General features: G+C 72.0%; 17 protein-coding genes. 6 read left to right on the plus strand and 11 right to left on the minus strand.

Annotation, left to right across the window (positions count from 1 at the left end; all coding sequences use genetic code 11):
- Positions 1 to 52: 52 nt before the first annotated feature.
- Together KIK09_RS14610 and KIK09_RS14615 are read right to left on the minus strand one after the other, a co-directional pair.
- Positions 53 to 1,438, minus strand: a complete 1,386-nt coding sequence (locus tag KIK09_RS14610; RefSeq protein ID WP_214319740.1) for a glutamate-cysteine ligase family protein — start codon at positions 1,436 to 1,438, stop codon at positions 53 to 55.
- Positions 1,439 to 1,474: 36 nt separating this feature from the next.
- Positions 1,475 to 2,182, minus strand: coding sequence for an SDR family oxidoreductase (locus KIK09_RS14615; RefSeq protein WP_214319741.1), 708 nt, complete (start codon positions 2,180 to 2,182; stop codon positions 1,475 to 1,477).
- 103 nt (positions 2,183 to 2,285) lie between these two features.
- Between KIK09_RS14615 and KIK09_RS14620 the strand changes: the two genes are divergently transcribed.
- The 3 genes from KIK09_RS14620 to KIK09_RS14630 all read left to right on the plus strand — a co-directional run bounded on the left by KIK09_RS14620 (position 2,286) and on the right by KIK09_RS14630 (position 4,889).
- Positions 2,286 to 3,131, plus strand: a complete 846-nt coding sequence (locus tag KIK09_RS14620; protein ID WP_214319742.1) for a helix-turn-helix transcriptional regulator — start codon at positions 2,286 to 2,288, stop codon at positions 3,129 to 3,131.
- Between the two features lie 44 nt (positions 3,132 to 3,175).
- Positions 3,176 to 4,198: a zinc-dependent alcohol dehydrogenase family protein gene (locus tag KIK09_RS14625; RefSeq protein WP_214319743.1), complete on the plus strand. Its 1,023-nt coding sequence runs from the start codon at positions 3,176 to 3,178 to the stop codon at positions 4,196 to 4,198.
- Between the two features lie 256 nt (positions 4,199 to 4,454).
- Positions 4,455 to 4,889, plus strand: a complete 435-nt coding sequence (locus KIK09_RS14630) for a hypothetical protein (RefSeq protein ID WP_214319744.1) — start codon at positions 4,455 to 4,457, stop codon at positions 4,887 to 4,889.
- A gap of 261 nt (positions 4,890 to 5,150) precedes the next feature.
- On the opposite strand, the gene KIK09_RS14635 is transcribed toward KIK09_RS14630, so the two are convergent.
- Genes KIK09_RS14635 through KIK09_RS14645 form a run of 3 tightly spaced genes read right to left on the minus strand, consistent with a single transcriptional unit; the run spans position 5,151 to position 6,461 of the window.
- Complete coding sequence (locus KIK09_RS14635; protein WP_214319745.1) at positions 5,151 to 5,582, minus strand: YdeI/OmpD-associated family protein; 432 nt, start codon at positions 5,580 to 5,582, stop codon at positions 5,151 to 5,153.
- A complete protein-coding gene (locus KIK09_RS14640; RefSeq protein WP_214319746.1) occupies positions 5,579 to 5,926 on the minus strand; it encodes a VOC family protein in 348 nt (115 codons plus the stop codon). The genes KIK09_RS14635 and KIK09_RS14640 overlap by 4 nt, the downstream gene beginning before the upstream one ends.
- 10 nt (positions 5,927 to 5,936) lie before the next feature.
- Positions 5,937 to 6,461, minus strand: coding sequence for a carboxymuconolactone decarboxylase family protein (locus KIK09_RS14645; protein ID WP_214319747.1), 525 nt, complete (start codon positions 6,459 to 6,461; stop codon positions 5,937 to 5,939).
- A 19-nt stretch (positions 6,462 to 6,480) separates the two neighbouring features.
- Between KIK09_RS14645 and KIK09_RS14650 the strand changes: the two genes are divergently transcribed.
- Both KIK09_RS14650 and KIK09_RS14655 read left to right on the plus strand, forming a co-directional pair.
- Positions 6,481 to 7,239 carry an SDR family NAD(P)-dependent oxidoreductase gene (locus KIK09_RS14650; protein ID WP_214319748.1) on the plus strand — a complete coding sequence of 253 codons (759 nt, stop codon included), beginning with the start codon at positions 6,481 to 6,483 and terminating at the stop codon, positions 7,237 to 7,239.
- A 78-nt stretch (positions 7,240 to 7,317) separates the two neighbouring features.
- Positions 7,318 to 7,923, plus strand: a complete 606-nt coding sequence (locus tag KIK09_RS14655) for a response regulator transcription factor (RefSeq protein WP_214319749.1) — start codon at positions 7,318 to 7,320, stop codon at positions 7,921 to 7,923.
- On the opposite strand, the gene KIK09_RS14660 is transcribed toward KIK09_RS14655, so the two are convergent.
- The 6 genes from KIK09_RS14660 to KIK09_RS14685 all read right to left on the minus strand — a co-directional run bounded on the left by KIK09_RS14660 (position 7,920) and on the right by KIK09_RS14685 (position 16,929).
- A complete protein-coding gene (locus KIK09_RS14660; protein WP_250573185.1) occupies positions 7,920 to 9,860 on the minus strand; it encodes a prolyl oligopeptidase family serine peptidase in 1,941 nt (646 codons plus the stop codon). The genes KIK09_RS14655 and KIK09_RS14660 overlap by 4 nt on opposite strands.
- Positions 9,861 to 9,871: 11 nt before the next feature.
- A complete protein-coding gene (locus tag KIK09_RS14665) occupies positions 9,872 to 11,503 on the minus strand; it encodes an ABC transporter ATP-binding protein (RefSeq protein ID WP_214319751.1) in 1,632 nt (543 codons plus the stop codon).
- Complete coding sequence (locus KIK09_RS14670; protein ID WP_308164095.1) at positions 11,500 to 13,110, minus strand: ABC transporter ATP-binding protein; 1,611 nt, start codon at positions 13,108 to 13,110, stop codon at positions 11,500 to 11,502. Before KIK09_RS14670 ends, KIK09_RS14665 begins: the two co-directional genes overlap by 4 nt.
- Before the next feature lie 62 nt (positions 13,111 to 13,172).
- Positions 13,173 to 13,304 carry a SapB/AmfS family lanthipeptide gene (locus KIK09_RS14675; RefSeq protein WP_214319752.1) on the minus strand — a complete coding sequence of 44 codons (132 nt, stop codon included), beginning with the start codon at positions 13,302 to 13,304 and terminating at the stop codon, positions 13,173 to 13,175.
- Positions 13,261 to 15,795 carry a class III lanthionine synthetase LanKC gene (gene lanKC, locus KIK09_RS14680; protein ID WP_214319753.1) on the minus strand — a complete coding sequence of 845 codons (2,535 nt, stop codon included), beginning with the start codon at positions 15,793 to 15,795 and terminating at the stop codon, positions 13,261 to 13,263. The genes KIK09_RS14675 and lanKC overlap by 44 nt, the downstream gene beginning before the upstream one ends.
- Positions 15,796 to 15,906: 111 nt before the next feature.
- Positions 15,907 to 16,929, minus strand: a complete 1,023-nt coding sequence (locus KIK09_RS14685) for a sensor histidine kinase (RefSeq protein ID WP_214319754.1) — start codon at positions 16,927 to 16,929, stop codon at positions 15,907 to 15,909.
- Between the two features lie 195 nt (positions 16,930 to 17,124).
- Between KIK09_RS14685 and KIK09_RS14690 the strand changes: the two genes are divergently transcribed.
- Positions 17,125 to 18,093 (plus strand): aldo/keto reductase, encoded by a 969-nt coding sequence (locus tag KIK09_RS14690; RefSeq protein WP_214319755.1) that lies wholly within the window; start codon positions 17,125 to 17,127, stop codon positions 18,091 to 18,093.
- Positions 18,094 to 18,212: the final 119 nt, after the last annotated feature.

Consider the following 18,212-nt stretch of genomic DNA (forward strand, 5'->3'; position numbering starts at 1 on the left):
GCCGTCAGTTGTGGTCAGTTTGACGGACAGTGGGCGACCAAAGTTGCGAGATTCACCACATGTGTACCGGGAGTCCGGACAGCGCCCTTTCCCGATAGCGACGCACCAGTTGCTCCCAGTCTCCGGAGAAGTTCTCTTTCTGCCACACCGCTCCGGTACGGCCCAGCCGTACGCGCTGCCTGATGACCTCCAGCGCGGCGTCGGCGTCGGAGGGGATCACGCCGGCGGCCAGCAGCGCGGCCCTGGACTCGGGCAGCAGGTCGAGGATCAGGTCGTCGGCGCGGAACTCGCCCTTGAAACCGGGCCAGGACAGCTTGGCCCCCAGGCCGTGCATGGCGGCGCGGTAGAAGTTCCGGTAGGCCTCGGCGAAGCGGTAGCCGGTCAGGTCCCGCTGGGCCTGCGACAGCGTGAGGCCCAGGAGGAAGGCCGTGTTGGCGGCCATGTCCGCACAGGACGGGCCCGCGGGCAGGGCACGCATCTCGATGCGCAGGTGGCCGCCGTCGGCCGGGTCGTAGACGGGGCGGTTCCACTGCCAGACGGTGCCCTGGTGGAGGCGGAGCTCGGCCAGTTCGCTCTTGTCGTCGCTGTCGGAGAGCTCGGGCACCACCGGCTCGTAGTCGCGCACGTAGCGCTCGAACAGCTCGTAGGCCCCCTCGTGCACCCAGTCGGAGCCGAGCGTGACCCGCCCGTCGCGCCGGAAGCGCCGCGCCACGTCGCGGTCGTCGACAGCTTCCTCCATCAGCGCGATCCTGGTCTCCTCCCACAGCTGACGGCCCAGGAAGAACGGCGAGTTGCCGCAGGCCGCCAGCACCGGGCCGACCGCGAGCTGGGCGGCGTTGAACAGCCGGGCGAAGCGGTCGGGCGGGGTACGCAGGTGCACCTGCCAGGAGGTGTTGGCGGCCTCCAGGATGACGTCCTCGACGGTGAGCTCCAGGTCCTCGATCTTGACGATGAAGGGCTCCAGGCGCAGCCGCCTGACGCCCCTGCTCAGGGCCCGGTAGCGGTTCTCGTCACTGATGGCCTGCCGGGTGAAGTCGCCGGTGCCGAGCGTGGGCAGGATGCCGATCGGTACCACTCCCCCGTGCTCGACGGCCTGGTCGATGCGGGTGATCGTCTCCTGGATCTCGGCGCCGAGCGCCTCGAACGGCCGCCCGGCCAGCGGCTGCGGCGTGAGGTTGACCTCCAGGTTGAAGCGGCCGAGTTCCAGCACGACCCGCGGGTCGCCGAGCTCGTCACGGATCTCGCTGTTGCGCGGCAGCGGCCGCCCCGCCGCGTCGACCAGGAACAGCTCAAGCTCAGCCCCGATCGTCGCGGGCCCCTGACCGAATCCCGGCTCGCCGAGCAGCTCGCGCAGCACGACGAGCTGCTCTTCGAGGCGTTCCCCGAAGCGGGTGAACTCCGCCTCGGAGAAGCGCTCCTTGTCCAGATCCCGTCCCATACCTCCCTACCTGTCCGATAAGGAGGGCTCCACACCTCACCAGGGGACGGGGCCCGCGTCCTCCAGGTAGGCCCCGGTGGGTCCGTCCTCGTCCAGCGTCGCCAGCCGTACGGCTATCGCGGCGCCCTGCTCGGCGGTGCGGAATCCGGTGTGATCGTTGAGGTCCGTGGCGCAGTAGCCGGGATTGGCCGCGTTGACCTTGATCGGGGTGTCCGCCAGCTCCTTGGCGAAGGACACGGTCACCATGTTGAGCGCCGACTTGGAGGAGTTGTAGGCGACGAAGTTGGCGTGCTTGAACGGGCTGTCCGGGTCGACCGCCATGCCGAGCGAGCCGAGCTCGCTGGTCATGTTGACGATCCTGCCCGCGGCCGAGCGGCGCAGCAGGGGCAGCATCGCCTGGGTCACGGCGACGACGCCGAACACGTTCGTCTCGAACACCTCACGGAAGGCCTCCACCGGGGTCGCGCTCGGCACCGGATCCCGGTATCCGCCGGTGATCCCCGCGTTGTTGACCAGGATGTCCAGCGCGCCGTACTCCTGCTCGATCCACTTCGCGGCGGCCCGCACGCTGTCGGCGTCCGTCACGTCGAGCCGCACATACGGCTGGCCGAGGCTGGCCGCGGCCTCCTTGCCCCGCTGTTCGTCGCGCGCGCCCACGATGGCGGTGATGCCCTGCTCGCCCAGCAGGCGGGCGATCTCGAAGCCGATTCCCTTGTTGGCGCCGGTGATGAGTGCTGTTGTCATGGCCGTCAGCCTGGTCCGGGACGTCGCGGACCGGGAGAGACCTGCCGAGGCTGGGATTTTTGATACCACCCACGTTCCGGCGACATACCGGAGAATTAGTGACGTGAACCGTTCAGCCCTGGCGGAGTTCCTGCGCACCCGACGTTCCCGAGTCACGCCGCTGGAGGTGGGCCTGCCCGCGGGCGGCACCCGCCGCACGCCCGGCCTGCGCCGGCAGGAGGTGGCGCAGCTGGCGGGCATGTCGATCGACTACTACATCAGGCTCGAGCAGGGCAGGGGTCCGAACCCGTCGCGCCAGGTGCTCAGCGCGATGGCCAGGGCGCTCATGCTCAGCCAGGACGAGCGGACCCACCTGTTCGAGCTGGGCGGGCAGCGGCTCGACCCACCCCGGCTGCGCAGGGACGTACCGGACGGGATGCTTCACCTCATCGCCTTCCTGGAGGAGGTGCCCGCCTACGTGATCGACGCCAAGTACGACATCCTCGCCTGGAACCCGATGGCCAGTGTGCTGATGGGCGACCTCGACTCCCTGCCCGCCGACAACCTGAACGTGATCCGCTGGGTCTTCGGCTCCCCAGACGTGGCCGAGCACCTGTCGTACGAGGAGAAGGGCCGCTTCGCCAGGACCTCCGTGGCGGACCTGCGCATCGCCGCCGGCCGGTATCCGGACGACCCCGACATCCAGGCGCTGGTGGCGGAGATGCTGGCGTGCAGCCCCGAGTTCGCGCGGCTGTGGGAGCAGCACGACGTCGAGATCCGCAGGGAACAGCGCAAGACGATCGTCCATCCCGAGGCCGGCACGATCCACGCGATCTGCCAGGTCCTGCCCGTTCCCGACCGCGACGACCTGCGGCTCGTCCTCTACACCACCGAGCCGGGGTCGCCCTCGCACCAGGCCATGCGCGAGCTGCGGCGGCTGACCTCGACTCCCGCGGCCAGAACCCCCTAACAGCCTCTTGCGCAGGTCACAGGGGGTGACCATAAGCTCATGAGATGCGCGCTGTTGCCTTTGACGTCTTCGGTGGTGAGCTGGACCTCCGTGAGGTTCCCGACCCCGCGCCTGCCCCGCACGGAGCGGTGATCCGGGTCGAGGCGACCGGCCTGTGCCGCAGCGACTGGCACGGCTGGCAGGGCCACGACCCCGACATCACCTCCTTCCCCCACGTTCCCGGCCACGAGCTGGCCGGCGTCGTCGAAGCCGTCGGCTCCGACGTGCGCGGCTGGCGGCCCGGCGCGCGGGTGACCGTCCCGTTCGTGTGCGCCTGCGGATCCTGTACGGCCTGCGCCGCCGGGCAACAGCAGGTCTGCGAGCGACAGACCCAGCCCGGCTTCACCCACTGGGGGTCGTTCGCCGACTACGTCGCCGTCTCCCACGCCGACGTCAACCTGATCGAACTGCCGGAGGAGATGCCGTTCGCCACGGCCGCCGGGCTCGGCTGCCGCTTCGCCACCGCCTTCCGCGCCGTCGTCCAGGTGGGCGGGGTACGGCCCGGCGAATGGGTGGCGGTGCACGGGTGCGGCGGGGTCGGCCTGTCGGCCGTCATGATCGCCGCCGCCTCCGGCGCCCGCGTGGTGGCCGTCGACGTCAGCTCGCAGGCGCTCCATCTGGCGGAACGGGCGGGCGCCACCCACTTCGTCAACGGCTCCCACGGCGACGCCGCCGACCAGGTGCGCGAACTCACCCGGGGCGGCGCCCACGTCTCCATCGACGCCCTCGGCAGCCCGCAGACCTGCGCCGCCTCGGTCCTGGGCCTGCGCAGACACGGCCGCCACGTGCAGGTAGGCCTCCTGCCGGAAGGCTCCCTGGTCCCGATGAACCGGGTCATCGCCTACGAACTCCGCCTGCTGGGCAGCCATGGCATGGCCGCCCACACCTACCCGGCGATGCTCGAACTCATCCGCTCAGGCACCCTCCACCCCGACCAGCTCATCACCCGCACCATCGACCTGACGGAGGCCGGCAAGGCCCTGGCAGCCATCGGCACGGTCCCCGGCGTCACCATCATCCGCCCCTGACCCTTCGGGGGGCGTCGCCGCCTCACGACGCGCCTGCCGCATGCGTTGATTTCGCGCGCGGGACAGGGGCCGGCGCCCAAGGCCGTATCGACGCAGTTCAGCCGCGGTAGAAAGAACCTCACCTGTAGGCTCAAGAAGCTTCACCGCTCGTCATCTGAGGTTGACTCCCCGAGTCGGCGATCTCGCTAGCTTGAGGGCGCCATGGGGCCTGGATTCACCGTCCAAGGCTCTCATCACCCGAAGTAGAGGAGTCATCATGACCGTGCTTGAAGACCTGCCGACCGACCAGGGCCTCGCGTACTACACCCGAAAGCTGATACGGGAGGAGGTCTCGTCGCTGCTGAGCGACGAGCTTGGTGAGATCAGGACGCTCATTGGCACCCCCGACATCCCGCCCGGCCAGCCAGGCTTCCGCCCCCTCTTCGACGAGGTCCGGGACATCAAGACCACCCTGTCGGAACACTCCACGACCCTGGCCGAGCACTCAGCGACCCTGGCCGAGCACACATCGATACTGAACGAGCACACGGTAATCCTGAACGAGCACTCGGCGACCCTCAAAGAGCACTCGGCCATGCTCGCGGAACTCAAGTCCACACAGGACGAGCACTCGGCAATGCTCGCCGAACTCATGTCGACCCAGAAGGAGCAGGGCAGGCTGCTCTACAAGATCGCGGAGAAGCTGATCTGACGTAGGCCGGAAAACAGATCCCCCGCCCGGAAGGCGTCCGTGGCGGGGGATCTTCACGTTGGGGGGCGGCGCGACCGGGGTCCCGATGGCGTGGCGGCGAGTTACCCGCCTCGACTCGCCGGAGGCGCCGGGCGCGGGTCATCAGCCGAAGTACGGCGGGCGGCCGGTGGCCGTGGCTTGCCGTACAGCCGCCAAAGCCTGAGTCACCGTGAAAGCGTGAGTAAGCCTGAGTCGCCGTGAAAGCGTGGGTTGCAAGACGGCTCAGCCGAGGGCCTCCACCAGCCGGGCGATGCGGCGGGTGCGGGTTTCCGGGGACTTGGAGGCTTCGATGTCGCGGACGTGCTTGCGGCGGAGGCCGTAGCCGAGGCGTTCGAAGGCCTCGCGGGTGCCGGGGGCCGCCGCGAGGGCCTCGGCGAGGTCGGCGGGGAGCTCGACGATGCGGGGCTCCGTGTCGTGGCGCAGGTCGACCTCCACCAGGTCGCCCGCGGCGATCCGGCTGGCGTCGCGGTTGGCGGCGCTGATGCCGATGAGGGTGGTGCCGGACATGGCCGCGACCCGGCTGCGCCAGGTGTGGCCGTTGATCGTGATCGCCACCTCGGGGCGACTCCCCGCGCCGAACGCCTCGAGCACCTCGGCGGGGACCTCGACGCAGAGGGCGTTGCCCCGCGGTGTGACGACGGCTTCGAAGATCATGCGGGCGTCTGCGACAGTCCGACGACGTTGCCGTCGGCGTCCTTGACCGTGGCGATGAGCTTGCCGCCGCCGACGTCCCTGACCTCCTGGACGGTCTCGGCGCCCGCCTCGAGCAGCGCCTGGAGGCTGGCCTTGATGTCGTCGACCTCCCAGTAGCCGACGGGACCCGTCATACCCTGCTTGTGGCCGTTCGGGTCGAGGCCGAGGTCCTGGCCCTCGATGTTCCAGCCGGCGTAGTAGGGCTGGTCGTAGTCGGGCGCGCGGCCGGCGAGGGCGCTGAACAGGGTCTTCGCCTTGTCGAAGTCGCTGACCGGGTAGATGATCGTCTTGATTCCCTTGCTCATGAGGTCAAGGCTACGAGCCGGGGATACCGGTCGGCTTCTTCATTCCTGACGGGTCGTCGACCTGGACGCGGAGGGTCTTGAGCACCACGGCCAGCATGTCGTAGTGGGCGATGAGCATGACGAGCTCGATCCTGCCTACCTCGTCGTAGTGCTTGCAGACGGCGGCCCACGTCTCGTCCGTCAGGTCGCCGGCCTCGTGCAGTTCGTCGGCCACGCGCAGGACGAGCGCGTCGACGCCGTGCCAGGTCGCGTCGGCCTGCCGTACGGCCTGGATCTCCTGCTCCGTGAGGGAGTCCAGGGCGATGCGGGCGTGCGCGGACCACTCGTAGTCGCTGCCGCGGTGGTGTGCGGTGCGGAGGATGGCCAGTTCGCGGTCGCGGGCGGGGAGCGTGCCGTCGAGCAGCGCGCCGCCGAAGCGGAGCCAGCCGCGGTAGACCCTGGGGTGCCGGGCGAGCGTGGTGAACACGTTGTAGGGGTTGGCCCGCTGGAAGTCGTCCCACTCGGCGGGCGGCAGGGGCTGCACTCGGGGTTCCATGGTCACTAGCATCCCGCATATGAACGAGCGTTTAGCCGGACGCCGGATTCTCGTGGTCGGCGCCGGCACGAGGCCGTCGGCCGAGCCTGATCCGCCGGTGGGCAACGGGCGGGCGATTGCGGTGACAGCGGCGCGGCAGGGTGCGCACGTCATCTGCGCCGACGTGGACACCGCGGCGGCAGCCGAGACCGCCGACTGGATCAAGCAGGAGGGCGGTACGGCGGGCGTCGTCGCCGTCGATCTCGCCGACACCAGGGCGTGCGAGACGCTTCCCGAGCGGCTGGGGCCGGTGGACGGGGTGGTGCTGAACGCGGGCATCGGGGCCGGATTCACCCTGGCAGGGACGTCCGCGGACGACTGGGACCGGGTGTTCGCGGTGAACTTACGCGCACATTTCCTGATTAGTCGGGCGTTTCTGCCGCACATGCACGGCGGGGCCTTCGTGTTCGTGGGGTCCGTGGCGGGCCTGCGGGCGGGCAGCCGCATCCCGGCCTACGAGGCCTCCAAGGCGGGGCTGATCGGGCTGGCCAGGAACGTCGCCCTGGAGGGGGCACCGCAGGGAGTGCGGGCCAACCTGGTGGCGCCGGGCCTGATCGACACGCCGCTCGGACGGGACGCCTCCCGCCACTGGAAGCACCGCGACCAGATCCGGGTGCCGCTCGGGCGGCAGGGCACCGCCTGGGAGGTGGCGAACGTGACGTGCTTCCTGCTCTCCGACGAGGCCTCCTACGTGACGGGTCAGGTCCTGGCCGTGGACGGCGGGCTCACGCTGCGCTGAGGCTGGCGTGCTTTCCTCCCCAGGGTGGATGGGTCAAGATATGGGTCCTGACGTTGTCGGCCGAGGGGCGAGGATCGCGTGATCCGAACTTTGCTCGCTGAAGACATGCACCTGGTGCGCGGGGCGATCGTGGCCCTGCTGGCGTATGAGGAGGACATCGAGATCGTCGCCGAGGTCGACAGGGGCGATGGGATTCTGGCAGCCGCGACCTCGGCCCGGCCGGACGTCGCCGTCATCGACATCGCCATGCCCGGCAAGGACGGCCTGGAGGCCGCCCATGAGCTGCGCACCGAATTACCGGAGTGCGGGGTGCTGATCCTCACCGGGGTCGGGACGCCGGGGTTGCTGCGGCGGGCTCTGGACTGCAACGTGCGCGGTTTCATGGCCAAGGACGCCCCTCCGGCCCGGCTGGCCGAGGCGATCCGCAGCGTGGCCGCCGGGGAGCGGGTCATCGACTCCGAGCTGGCGATCGCCGCGCTCAGCCCGGAGGATGCACCCCTGACCCAGCGGGAGCTGGAGGCGCTCGGCGCCGCGGCGGACGGCGCGTCGATCACGGAGATCGCGCGGACGCTGTTCCTGGCCGAGGGGACGGTGCGCAACTATCTGACGCGGGGCGCGGCGAAGCTCGGAGCGCGCAGCAGGATCGACGCCATCCGCATCGCCAAGGAGTCCGGCTGGCTCTAGAGCCGCAGCCCCGTCTGTTCGACGAGGAAGGCCAGGGCGTCGGCGGCCAGCGCGATCGAACGGCTGACGGCACGGGCGCCATGACCTACGTCGGGTTCGTGCCTCAGCAGGATCGGGCGCGTCCCCGCGGTGGCCCACTGCAGCGCCGCGCACATCTTGCGAGCATGCATGGGGTCCACCCGCGTGTCGGCGGCGGAGACGGCGAACAGGGTGGCCGGGTAGCGAACTCCCTGGCGGACGGCGTGATAGGGCGAGTAGGCGAGCAGCCGGTCCAGCTGGCCCGGGTCGGCGGCGGTGCCGTACTCCGCCGTCCATGAGGGGCCGAGGCCGGTCCGCTCGTAGCGGGCCATGTCGAGCAGCGGCGCCGCGCAGACGGCGGCGGCGAACAGGTCGGGCCGCTGCGTGAGCGCCGCCCCGACGAGCAGCCCGCCGTTGGACTCGCCCCAGGCGGCCAACCGGTCCGGCGTCGTCAGCCCCGTGGCCACGAGATGCTCGGCGGCGGCGATGTAGTCGTCGAAGACGTTCTGCTTGCGCTCCAGCATGCCGTCGCGGTGCCACTGCTCGCCCTCCTCGCCGCCGCCGCGCAGGTTCGCCACCGCGAGCAGCCCGCCGGCCTCGACCCAGGCCAGCGAGTCGGCGGCGTAGACCGGGGTGAGCGCCACGCCGAACCCGCCGTAGCCGGTCAGGATGGCGGGGCGCGGGCCGTCGCCGGGCGGAGCGACCACGACCATGCGCACGGTGGTCCCGTCGGCGCTGCGGTAGGTGAGGCGCCGGCTCACCGCCTCGGGCGGCGGGCGCAGGCCCGGCGGCGTGGCCCACGGAGCGGCGGTCTCGGTGCGCGCGTCGTAGCGCCACACCACGGGCGGGGTGACGGCGTCGGTGTAGGTGAACCAGGCCTCGGCACCGCCCGGCCGGGAGGTCAGCGAGGCGACCGTGCCGCTCCCGGGGAGGGGTACGGTTCCGAGCCGCTTCCCGCTGCGCGGATCGTGGATCCCGATCTCCCCGACCGCGTGCCGTACGGCTGACACCAGCAGGCGCGGGCCCTCGACCAGGGTGAACGAGCCCAGCGTCGCCTCGGGGTCCTCGGGGACGAGCTCCGTCCAGCGCTGTGGCTCGGCGGGATCGGCCACGCAGATCCTGTGCCGGGGCGCGTCGCGGTCGGTGAGGATGTACAGGCGGCCGTCGGGGCCGACGGCGGCGGCGCTGCGGGCGCACGCCTCGGCCTGGATCGGGCGCAGCACGGGGTCGGCGGACAGGTCGGCCAGCCAGAGGGCGTTGCCCGTCCGGGTGCCCGCGGAGATCACCAAAGCACGGCCCGCGGCGTCGGCCTCCAGCCCGTACGACAGGGCGCCCCTCGTCAGGATCGGGGTGTCGGCCTGCCGGGGGGTGCCCAGGCGGTGCAGGTAAACGCCGTCGTGGAAGCGGACATAGTGGAAGGCGCCGGGCAGCCAGGCCACGGGCGAGTAGCGGCAGCCGCCGATCGGCCCGTCGATCACCGCGCCGGTCTCCAGGTCGAGCACGTACAGCTCGCCCTGCTCGGTGCCGCGCCGGGAGATCTGGTAGGCCAGCAGCCGCCCGTCCGGGGACGGCTGCCACTCGTCGAGCGTGGTCAGGCCGGAGTGGTCCAGCTCCATCGGGTCGAGCACGGGACTGCCGTCGCGGTGGAGCACCGGGTGTTCCTGGCCCGGTGACCTGCTCAGGTGGAAGCGGTGGCCGCCGCGCCAGATCGGCGGCGTGGTCATGCCGACGGAGGCCAGGTCGGCCAGCCTGCGCAGGAAGTGCTCCCGCAGCGGCAGCCGCGCCGCGTGCCGCCGCCACAGCTCCTCCTGGCAGGCCAGCCAGGCCAGGGTGCCGGGGTCGCCGGGGTCTTCCAACCGGCGGTAGGGGTCCTCGACGCGGCGCCCATGGAGGACGTCGACGACGGGCTCTCGCTCCATGAAGGGATATGTCATGACACGGGCTCCGGGTGCCAGTACCCGAAGAGTTCCGCGTAACCGGGCTCGGTCCGTACGAGCTCATCGTGGGTGCCGATCCTCCAGCGGTCGCCGGTGAAGAGCACCCGGTCCGCCCGGGCGGCCGAGCTGAGGCGGTGCGCCACCACCACGAGCGTCCCGCCCCTCCGGGCGAACGCTTCCTCGACCCGGGCCTCGGCGGCGGGGTCGAGATGGCAGGTGGCCTCGTCCAGGATGACCAGCCGGGCGGGGGCGAGATAGGCGCGGACGAGGGCGACGAGCTGCCGCTGCCCTGGTGACAGCGCCGCCGGGTCGATGTCGGGCGCGTCGTGCTCCAGCCCCAGCTCCCGCATCGCCGCCTCCATCCGCTCCGGGGAGGCGTCGCCGTAGTAGGCGAGGTTCTCCCGCAGGGTGCCGCGGAAGACGTAGGCCTCCTGCGGGATGAGCACCCGGGCCGCCGGGTCGACCCGGCCGGCGGGCGCCCCGCCGATCGTGACCGTGCCCGCGTCCGGGGTCAGCAGGCCGCTCATCAGCGCCGCCAGGGTGGACTTGCCCGACCCGCTCGGGCCGACGACGGCCAGGTGCTCTCCCTCTCGCAGGGTCAGGTCCAGGCCGTCCACGACGGGTTCGGCGTGCTCGCCGTACGCGAAGCCGACCCCTCGCAGTTCCAGGGCCCAGCCGGAAGTTCGGAGGTACGGCGGCGCGGCGGCGGGCCGCGGAAGCAGGATCCGGTCGAGCACGGCGGCCAGCCGGACGCCGCTCACGCCGAGCCCCTGGATCAGGCCGCCGAGCGCGGGCCCGAGCGACTGGGTGACGTAGGTCAGGGCGCCGACCACGACGGCGGGACTCGAGCCGGTCCGCAGCAGCCACGGTGTCCCGGCCAGCAGCAGCACGACGGGCAGCCACCCGCCCACGGCCAGCGCGGCGGTGCGCGCGGACGTCACCCTGGCCAGCGCACGGGCGGCGCCCGCCTGCTCCTCGACGGCGCGTTCCGCCCGGCCGGCCGCGCGGTCCTCAGCGCCCCAGGCGGTGATGTCGCGCAGCCCGCCCGCCAGCTCGGTCATCGTGCCGGCGAGGCGCTCGTCGGCCACCAGGAAGGCACGCTGCCGCCGGGCGAGCAGCCGCAGCGACGCCAGGAAGAGCGCTACCCCGACGACGTAGGGCGGCAGCACCAGCAGCACGGTCCGCGGGGCCAGTGTCAGCAGGCCGAGCGTCACGCTGATCAACGTGAACGCGAACCCGCGCACCGTGGTGACCAGCGCGGCCAGCGCGTCCCTGGCCAGCTCGACCTGGAGCCCGGCCCTGGCGACGGTCCCCCGGTCCGTGCCTCGCCCGAGCGCTCCCCCGACCACCTCGGCCAGCAGGTCGTCGCGGAACGGCTCGACGACCGCGGCCACGCCGAGCACCACCTGCCGGGCGCCCAGCGCGCTCACCAGCCACGCCCCGCCGAGCGCGGCCAGCCAGCCCAGGCCCACGCCAGGTCGTCCCGCGGCGAACCCGTCCTCCAGCGCCCGGGCCACCGCGTGGCCGACCAGGAACGCCGGCGCCGCCTCCAGCACCGACCAGGCCCCGATCTGCGCCAGCGCCGACGGCCGCCGCAGCAGGGCACGCAGCACCGCCCGCCTCATCGCGCCTCCGTCATGAAGACCTCCCGGTAACCGGGGTCCTGCCACAGTTCGCGGTGCGGCCCGCGGGCCCGTACGGCGCCGCCGTCCAGCCAGAGGACCTGGTCGGCCCGCGCGGCGGTGGCCACGCGGTGCGCGACGATCAACCGGGTCCTCCCCGCCTCGGTGAGCGCCTCGGAGATCTGGTGCTCAGTGACGGTGTCCAGGCCGGAGGTGGCGTCGTCCAGCACCAGGACGCGCTCCGCCTGCGCGAACGCCCTGGCCAGGCCGAGCCGCTGCCGTTCGCCTCCGGACATCGGCGCCTCGTCGAGCGGGGTGTCGTAGCCCCGCGGGAGCCTGCGGACGAAGGCGTCGGCGCGCGCCATCCGCGCGGCCGCCACCGCCTCGCCCCCGATGACCTCGGCCGGAGTGTCGCCGAGCAGCACCGGCCGCTCATAGGCACAGCCCACGGCCCGCCTGAGCGAGGCCCGCTCGAGCTCTGGCAGCGGCACGCCGTCAAGCAGCACCTGGCCGCTGGTGGGGTCGGCCATCCGGGAGGCCAGCGCGGCGAGCAGCGACTTGCCCGAGCCGGACCTGCCGACGACGGCGGTCACGCTCCCGCCCGGCAGCACGAGGTCGCCCACAACCAGCCCGTCGGCGGCCACACCGCGGAACTCGAGCTCGCCGGACCCCGGGGCCAGGGTCCTGACGCCATGGCGGGGGGCCGCCACCGCCAGGACCTCCGCCACCCTGGCGGCGGCGGCCCGCGCCCTGGCCAGGCCGCCCAGATGGCCGAGCGCGGTGCTCAGCGACGCGCCCAGCACCGCGTACCTGGCGGCCGCGTACAGCTCGCCGAGCGTCAGGTCCCCGGCCGCGAGCCGGAAACCGCCCACCGCCAGCACCGCCACCTCCAGCAGCGGCACGGTGAGCCCGGCGCGCACGCCGGCGTCGGCGTTGGCGCGCCACAGGCGCAGGCCGTGCTCGCGCAGCCGCGCCAGCGGGGCAAGCACCCTGCGCGTCTCCCGCTCGGCCGTCCCGGCGGCGGCGATGGTGCGGGCGCCGTCCATGGCGTCGACCAGGCGGGCCGCGATCTCGCCCTGCGCCTCCTGGTAGCCGGCGGCCAGCACGGTCGTGGTCCGCAGGAACCGGCGCAGGACGAGCACGATCAGCGCCAGGCCCGCCAGCAGGGTGACCGCCAGCGTCACGTCGATCAGCGCGAGCGCGATCACCGCTCCCACGGTCGGTACCAGCAGCGCGAGGGTCCCGGTCACCGCGTCCGGCGCCCTGCCCACTTCTTCGGCGTTCAGCCCGGCCCGCGTCACGAGCTCCCCGGCGGGGAAGCGCCTGGTCATCGCCGGTCCCACGGCCAGCGCGTGCCGCAGCAGGCCCACGCGCAGCCGCGCCGCCGCACGAGCGCAGCTCGCCCCGCGCGCCCACACGCCGACGCTCTCGCACCCGGCCACGCACGCCGCCACCCCGGCGCACAGCGCCACCAGCGCCACGCTCGGCCGGTCGACGGCCCGCCCGATCATGTACGGCAGTGCCAGCTCACCCGCCGCGCCGAGCAGCACGGTGGCGGCCAGCACCCACGGCCACGGGCCGCCGCGCCATACCGTCCGGGTGACGAGCACGTCCGCTCCTCCTGAGGTCGGCGAGCCTCCGCGCCGGCGGCGCGGAGGCTCGGTGTTGGTGCTCAGTGGCACAGGGCCACGCTGAGGTTGCTCGGGTGACCGGAGTGGCACGTGAGCGCCGTAAGAGTGCTGCCGCCGCTCGCGACGTCGCTACCGGTGGGAGCCTCGAGCCCCTGAAGGTCGAGAAGAACCATGGATGACACCTCCTTCCCTGAATTGGCTGGTAATGGGTTCCAGGAAAGGCAGGTGGCAGGCGCCCTCGGTGGCGCCCAGGGCGAGCAGGACGCCCGCCGTACCGGTGGCCAGGTCCATCGACAGGCGCAGCAGCTGATCGCCGGGGAAGGCCAGGCCGCCCTCGTACGGCAGCGCGTGCCAGCGCAGGCCCTCGGCCTGTTCCCGGCAGCCGAAGGCCGCCATGACGCCGGCGCGCCCGGTGAACAGGCCGGGCTGGACGAAGTAGCCGGAGCGTTCGACCAGCCGCAGCTCGGCGAGGGCGACGGCGAGCTCGGGATCGGGCCGGTGGACCAGGTGGCGCGCCAGGACGGCGGCGATGCCGGCCGACCCCTCGTCCAGGTACGGCAGCAGCCGCCAGCCCTGGTTCACCTGGAGCGAGCCGTCCTCGGCGTGGCGGCATCTGCGCAGGTCCTGGCGCAGCGCGAGCTCGGACAGGTCGAGCAGGCCCGGGTCGCCGGTGCGTTCGTAGGCGTGCAGGAACAGCAGCGCCGGGCCGGACGAGCCGTACATGAGCCCGGCCCTGGGGTGGTCGCCGCCGCTGATGTCGGGCACGGGTCCTTCCAGGTGCCGCGCGCAGGCGTCAGCCGCCCGCATGGCCAGGTCCTGCCGGTCGAAGTGGAGGAGCGCGAGCCCGATGCCCGCCAGCCCCGAGTACAGGGCGGGCTCCACGTCCTGCCAGCGCTCGCGCAGGCAGATGTCCAGGACTTCGAGGGCGTCCTGCCGGTGGCCGAGCCTGTCGAGCGCGTAGGCGATCCCGGCAAGGCCGTCGTACAGGCCCAGCCCGCTGCCCTGGACGGGCCGGCGGGCCCTGTCGCGTAACCACGCGAGGTGCGGGGCGAGGACGCCGGGGTCCGCCCCGGTGGCGGCCAGCGCGAGGAGCACGCCGGCGGCACCGTGCGCGAGGTTGACGCCGCCGCCGGGCTTGAACTGCGCGATGTCGCCGGGGAAGAGCCTGTCGTCCCGGTCCGGGGTGGCACTGGCGAGGATGGCGCGGTGCATCGCCCTGCGCAGCTCCTGCCACGGGGCTCGCCCCGGCATCGGCGGGTCGATCCTGCCGTCCGTGCCGCCGATGACGTCGATCACGGGTGTGAGGTCATCCACCGGGAAGGTCTCGGCGACCAGCTCGCCGAGCTGGGCGATCTTCGGCCGGTGCAGCGGCAGCATGATCGTGCACTGCGGGGCGAACAGCCCGATCCGCAGGCAGGCCAGCGCGTAGTCGTCCACCTCGACACCGCGCCGCTCCGGCGGAGCGGTGTAGGCGGGATGCCCGAGCGCGGCCCGCGCCCGGTCCTCGGCGAGCGTGGCCACCTCGTAGTCGATGAGCACCACGCGCCCGTCCTCGCAGAGCAGGATGTTGTCGGGGTGCAGGTCGCCGAAGACGACCCCGCGCCCGTGCAACTCGGCGAGGGCCTCGGCCACCTGGTCCAGCGTCGCCAGCGCCCAATCGGTGTACTCCTCGACGTCCGCCCGCGTGCAGGTGGCCCGCGTGAACGGGTAGCGGCGCACCAGCCTGCGCTGCAACGTCACGCCGTCGACGAACTCCTGGACCAGGAAGTCGTGCTCGCCCAACGAGAAGTGGTCAAGCAGCCGCGGCACGGCGTTCAGCCCGGCCAGCCGACGGAGGATGTCGCGCTCGTGCCCGAGCCTGGTCACCGCGTCGCGCCCCGCGGCGTCCAGCCCGGCGTGCGGCCTGGCCTCCTTCAGCACCACCCGCTCGCCGTCGCGCTCGTCGCGCGCCAGGTAGACGCCGCCGCCGTTGGAGAAGTGCAGCACGCTCTCGATCCGGTACGGCAGGCCGGACGTGGTCACCGCGTTCCTGGCCACCAGATGGGGCTTCAGGAACGCCGGCAGCGTCGTCCACGGCGGCACGGAGAACGTGGAGCCCCGCCGGTCGGGCACGAGGTTCCCGTCGCCGTCGGCGACGGCGAGCACGCGCTCCCCCGCCGACAGGCAGTGCCGCTCGGCGAACCCGCCGTAGCGCACGAACAGCGGGCCCTCGCCGTAGCGCAGGTCGCTGAGGATGTACGGCCCGCGCACGCCGCGCAGCAGCTCATCCAGTTCCTTGAGCGCGAGCTCGAGGTGGGTCTCGTCCCGTGGGTAGATCGTGACGAGTTTGCCGCTCGATGCGCGGGAGGCGGCCTTGGAGTTGACCATGACGAGCACGGACGGGCCGCGCAGGAACTTGAAGGCGATCCCGCGGGGCACGCAGTAGTCCCAGACCGCGGCGATCGCCCGCTCGGCGTCGTCCAGGCGGGCCGAGACGTGGATCTTCCATCCCTGCCGGGGCAGCGGCGGCCCGTCCACCGGGGCGTAGTAGAACCAGGTGTCGTTCTGCTCGTGGGCCCATCCCTGGGGTATCTGCCTGCGGGCCGCCGGGAAAACGACATCCTGGCGCTCCAGGGTGTCGTAAAAGGTGGCGTCGGCCAGACAGAACGCCTCGTACTGGTCCATGACTCGAAATCTTTACCAACCACCTCTTTTTCGTCCAGTAACATACCGCATTATTGATGCGTGACTAATTCCTGCACTCTAGTGAATTCTTCACAAATGGCCGGGAACCCATCAGCGTGGTAGATGCACCGTGAACGCGAACTGCCCGTTGCACGCGTCGCCGACCGTCGCCCAGCCGCCCAGCTCCGTCACCCGCTCGGTGAGATTGGCCAGGCCGATCCCGCCCTCGTGCGCCCGCGACGGGCGCACGCCGTCGTTCCAGACCGACAGCTCCACCAACTCGCCCCGCTCCACGAGCCTGATGGCGCACTCCCGCGCGGCGGCATGCCTGAGCACGTTGGAGATCGCCTCGCGCAGGACGTAGGTGAGGGCCTGCGCGATGCCGCCCGGCAGGTCCCTGCACGACACGTCGATCTGGCAGCGCACGCCGACGGACTCGAGCAGGGCCCGGGCCGCGGCCAGTTCGTCCTCCAGCGAGAAGCGGGCGCCGCCGTGCGCGACCGCCCGTACGTCTCCCGCCAGGGCGCGCACCAGCACAAGCGTCTCGCCGACCTCGCCCGCGGCCTTGACGTCGCCGGTCTCGACCAGGCGCTGGATCAGCTCGGCCTTCAGCACGAGCACGGTCAGGCGGTGTCCGACGAGGTCGTGCAGGTCGCGGGTGAAGCGCCGGCGCTCCTGCGCCACCGCCCTGTGGATCAGGTCGGTGCGCGCCACGGCCAGCCGGTGCGCGCGGGAGGCGAGAACGACCAGCGCGTACTCCACCAGGCCCGCGATCGGGCTCGCGATCGCCCACTCCTGCTGGACCAGCGCCGGCCTGGGCGCGAGCAGCAGCACGGGACCGCAGGCCAGGGCCGCGGCGACCAGAACCGGCGACCTGATCCTGGCGGCGGCCAGCAGCAGCGAGCCGGTCAACGGCGCGCACAGGGGAGTCCACGCCGGGCCGAGGAGGGCCAGTGGGAGATAGGTCAGCCAGGCCGCGACCGCGATGGTCCACCAGGCTCCCCGGAATCCGGTCAGCGCCCCGAGCAGGTACTGGAGGTGGATCGCCAGGAGGACCGCCAGCGCCAGCACCGCGGGCCACACGTGCGGCGTGTCGTGAAGACCGGAGAACACGACGGCGGCCAATGCCAGCATTCCGGCTATCAGAGCGGAAAAGCCAAGACACAATGGGGACGACCGGAATACGGCCGTTAAATCACGTGCCGCTGGACCCACAACAACCCCCGAATCGGGTTCTATTTCAGCATTTGACTCACGTCCCTATCCCCACGATGACCTGCACTACCCGCTATTGGGAGTTTCGCACATTACAGGCCATATTATTGGGTTATGGAGTACACACGACTTGGTAACACCGGCCTGAAGGTTTCCCGCATCTGCCTCGGCATGATGAGCTACGGTGACCCGGCCAAGCAGGATTGGGCCCTGGACGAGGACCAGACGGAGCCGATCGTCCGGCGGGCGGCCGACGCGGGCGTGACGTTCTTCGACACCGCGGACGTCTACAGCGCCGGCGCCAGTGAGGTCGTGACGGGCAGCGTGCTGCGCCGCATCTTCCCCAGGCGCGAGGACTACGTGCTGGCCACCAAGGTCTACTTCCCGATGGGCCGCGGCGCCAATGACAAGGGACTGTCGGCCAAGCACATCCACGCCGCCATCGACGCCTCGTTGCAGCGCCTCGGCACGGACTACGTGGACCTGTACCAGATCCACCGCTGGGACGACGAGACGCCGATCGAGGAGACGATGCAGGCGCTGCACGACGTGGTCAAGGCGGGCAAGGCCCGCTACATCGGCGCGTCGTCGATGTGGGCGTGGCAGTTCGCCAAGGCGCAGCACGTGGCGGACGTCAACGGATGGACCAGGTTCGTGTCGATGCAGAACCACTACAACCTGCTCTACAGGGAGGAGGAGCGCGAGATGCTCCCGCTCTGCGCGGACCAGGGCGTGGGCGTCGTCCCGTGGAGCCCGCTGGCCCGCGGCGTCCTGGCGCGCGCCGGCTCGGCCGAGTCGACGACGCGGCAGGGCTCGGACGGCCGCATCGACTTCCTCTACGAGCCGGACAACGACCAGCGCATCCTCGAGCGGGTCGCGCAGGTGGCCCGCGAGCGCGACCTGCCCGCGGCGCAGGTGGCGCTGGCCTGGCTGCTGCACCAGCCCGCGGTCACGGCCCCCATCGTCGGCGCCACGAAGGACCGCCACGTGGACGACGCCGTCGCCGCCGTCGGCGTCTCGCTGTCGGACAAGGAACTGGCCTTCCTCGCCGAGCCGTACTCTCCGCGCGAGGTGCGTTTCTAGGGTTCTGTACGGCGGGCCGCGGGAACCCGCCGCCCGCCGTACTCCGGCTGATGATCCGCGCCCGGCGCCGCCGGCGAGTCGATGACACTCCCCGCCGCAACGGCGCCCGGGACCCCGGC

The sequence above is a fragment of the Nonomuraea sediminis genome, from assembly GCF_018531495.1.
Classification (GTDB): Bacteria; Actinomycetota; Actinomycetes; order Streptosporangiales; family Streptosporangiaceae; genus Nonomuraea; species Nonomuraea sediminis.